Genomic DNA, 2747 nt, shown 5'->3' on the forward strand with positions numbered 1-2747 from the left:
ATCTTCATGCGCAGAAGGATTTTGACTCGATAGTGCTGAATGACATGACCACTCATGTTAAACACGACCAACATATCACGATCGATAACGACCATTTCACTCAGATTAAAAACCACCACAACCTCACCGTGGAGGGCGAAAGCCGCACTTTGGTCAAACAAGATGCCACCTCGATTGTGGAAGGGAATCTGCATCAAAAAATCGCTCAGTTGCATGCATTTGAAATTGGCAATGAACTCCACATCAAAGCCGGTATGAAGGTCGTTATCGAAGCGGGTTCTGAAATGACTTTGAAAGCCGGTGGCAGCTTTATAAAACTAGACGCGTCTGGTGTTAGCTTGGTTGGGGCGAAAGTCAATATAAACTCGGGTGGAAGTCCAAGCAGTGGCAGTGGTTATGGCGGAGAGATAAGCAAGCTGCCAAATGGTTTAGAAACTCAAATGCCCCCACAACCGATAACGCTGCCAGCACAAGCTACTGTGGACGCTAATACCTCATTGCTCAAACCCTGTGAGCAAGGAAAGATAAAATGAAACAGTTGAATATTACCCAATGGCTATATGAACAACGCGAGCTAAACAAAGGCCTCTACGCCATTGTCGACCCACGCTCCCCCCACCAACCTCAGGTCGCTTTCTACCAGTGCGGTGGTGAAGATGGTGGGCCACTAATGAGCTTAGATACTCTGACCAATCCAGAAGATGGCCCTTGGTTACTGCCTGTTAACGCACAGTTTATAGAATGGTGGCAGCAAGATGACCATGCACAAAGCGGTATTATTGTCAGTACCGACTCTGTTCAAAAAGAGCTTCGCGCCCATTTAGCGAGCCTGTTTCAAGCAATCTTACTCGGTGAACGCGTCTTTTTTTCTTTCTATAACCCCAGTTATATTGGCGCAATGCTGCCGCGTTTACTCCCTGAAGAAGTCAGTCAGTTACTCAGGAATCACAGCGTATTAATCCACTACAATCAACAGTGGCAAAGCTGGCAAGCAGACGTGCCCACCCAGCAAACTTTGGCTCAAGATCAAAATACGCCTTGGTGGATAATTAAAGAGCACCACATTGATAACACAGCTAATGTACCATTGCTGAGTCGTAACGTAGAAAGCTGGCTCTGGCAGAATCAGTCTCAACTGATGGAAACAAGAATTGACCACAACATGCCGCACTTTGATAGCGCCTTTCAAGCACATTTTACGGCAATGGAATTAGCACCAGATAGTCAAAAGCAGACCCTACAAGAGAAAGCACTAACGGCCAGTATTATCACTACCCATAAGCAAGCCTTCCTGAATCAGGTGTCGATTCAGAAAACCATTGTTGGACTGCGAGATGATGAATTGCTGTTTGGATTAAAAACCCTGTATCACCAATTGCAAGGAGAAGCGTAATGGCGATTGAAATGTACAATCACTGCGTATTGTGTAACCCCGCAGTCAATTGGTTAGAGGTTGAGTTTCGTAGCGAAAACGATGAACCGATAAATGACTTAAAGGTGACCATTACTAACCCCAGCACACTAGAAACGCATCAACAGACCAGTCGCCAAGGGAACTGTAATTTTGCCAATCTGGCCGCAGGGGAGTGGGTGATCAGCGTCGAAACAGAAAACCTGTTAGCCACGGTAGAACAGTATAAGAGTCGCAACGAACAGACCCCGTCGCCAGTTGAATCAAGAGCAGAGTCAGAGCTGGGTGCGGTTCATCAAAACCGTAAAAAATACGCCTTAGTGAGCGTGGGTGATTTGTGGTCAACCCCACCTCAAGATTCGTTCTTGACCGAGCACCATAGCGCACTCAAAGCCAATGCACGTAAAGATATTAAAGGGGTTCGTGCCTCACACAGCACCACCCATGTGCTCGAGATAAAAGCCCTACGCAGCTATATGCCAATGATTGTTGATACCGATGGGTTCAACTTGGTGAATAGTTACACTTTTGCTTTGTTGTCGAAACTGGCGTATGCCAGTAAAGAAAAAAGTATTGATAAACACTCAGTCACTGATAGCACGGGGAGTTTGTCTACTGTGATTGAAACACTGAAGCTGAAACAGCGCCCGTTGCAGTCAGGAGACTTAGCCGTTAATTGGCTACTGATTGAGATTCCTTACAGCCAAGCACTCAACTTTAATTATTACGCTGATAATGACATTGGTGCTCAAGGCTACATTATATACAACCACGATACTGCCATAATCGGTGTTCGCGGTTCTGAAGTAGCTTTGGGCTCACAAGGCAAAGAGGACGAGACAGAAAATTCATTATTCATTTTTAAAGCAAAAAATGGGATAAATGCCGTATTTAACGCCCCTGTGGTGCAGGATTTTGTCAGAACAAATTTCGATGCGGCACAAATCGCTCCTCCTGAGTTTGGGGGAACCTATTTGCATCGCGGATTTTATCAATATGCTATGGCTTTTCGAAAATCAATTGGAGATCAATTAGATCAACACAAAAACAAAATTATTTACGTCTGTGGACATAGCTTAGGCGGTGCAGCTGCACTGATCATGAGCGCATTAATACAAGATACCTATTCGCCATCAACATTGCGTTTGTACACTTACGGAATGCCGCGCACAGGAACGCGAAGTTTGGTCGAGCGTTATCGCGATATTGTCCATTATCGGCATGTTAATAATCACGATCTCGTTCCCCAAATCCCGATGACATGGGCTAATACCGACCCAACCGAAGGTCTCGAACTGTCTGACATTTTCAATAGCAGTGTGAATTTAGCCAAAAA

At 45.3% G+C, this 2747-nt stretch carries 3 protein-coding genes; all 3 read left to right on the forward strand.

Annotated features, from left to right (window positions below):
• Positions 1–533, forward strand: a 533-nt coding sequence (locus QTN94_RS19485; RefSeq protein ID WP_443088813.1) for a bacteriophage T4 gp5 trimerisation domain-containing protein, incomplete at its 5' end; no start/stop codon positions are given.
• Positions 530–1393 (forward strand): DUF4123 domain-containing protein, encoded by an 864-nt coding sequence (locus tag QTN94_RS19490; RefSeq protein WP_331428596.1) that lies wholly within the window; start codon positions 530–532, stop codon positions 1391–1393. The genes QTN94_RS19485 and QTN94_RS19490, both read left to right, overlap by 4 nt.
• On the forward strand, positions 1393–2747 hold a 1355-nt coding region (locus QTN94_RS19495; protein ID WP_331428597.1), incomplete at its 3' end, for a lipase family protein. The genes QTN94_RS19490 and QTN94_RS19495, both read left to right, overlap by 1 nt.

This window comes from Vibrio sp. M250220 (assembly GCF_036533795.1).
Lineage (GTDB): Bacteria > Pseudomonadota > Gammaproteobacteria > Enterobacterales > Vibrionaceae > Vibrio.

Excerpts from the sequence above, each read along its gene's own strand:
- QTN94_RS19490 (WP_331428596.1), top strand. The coding sequence starts at position 530 with ATGAAACAGTTGAATATTACCCAATGGCTATATGAACAACGCGAGCTA.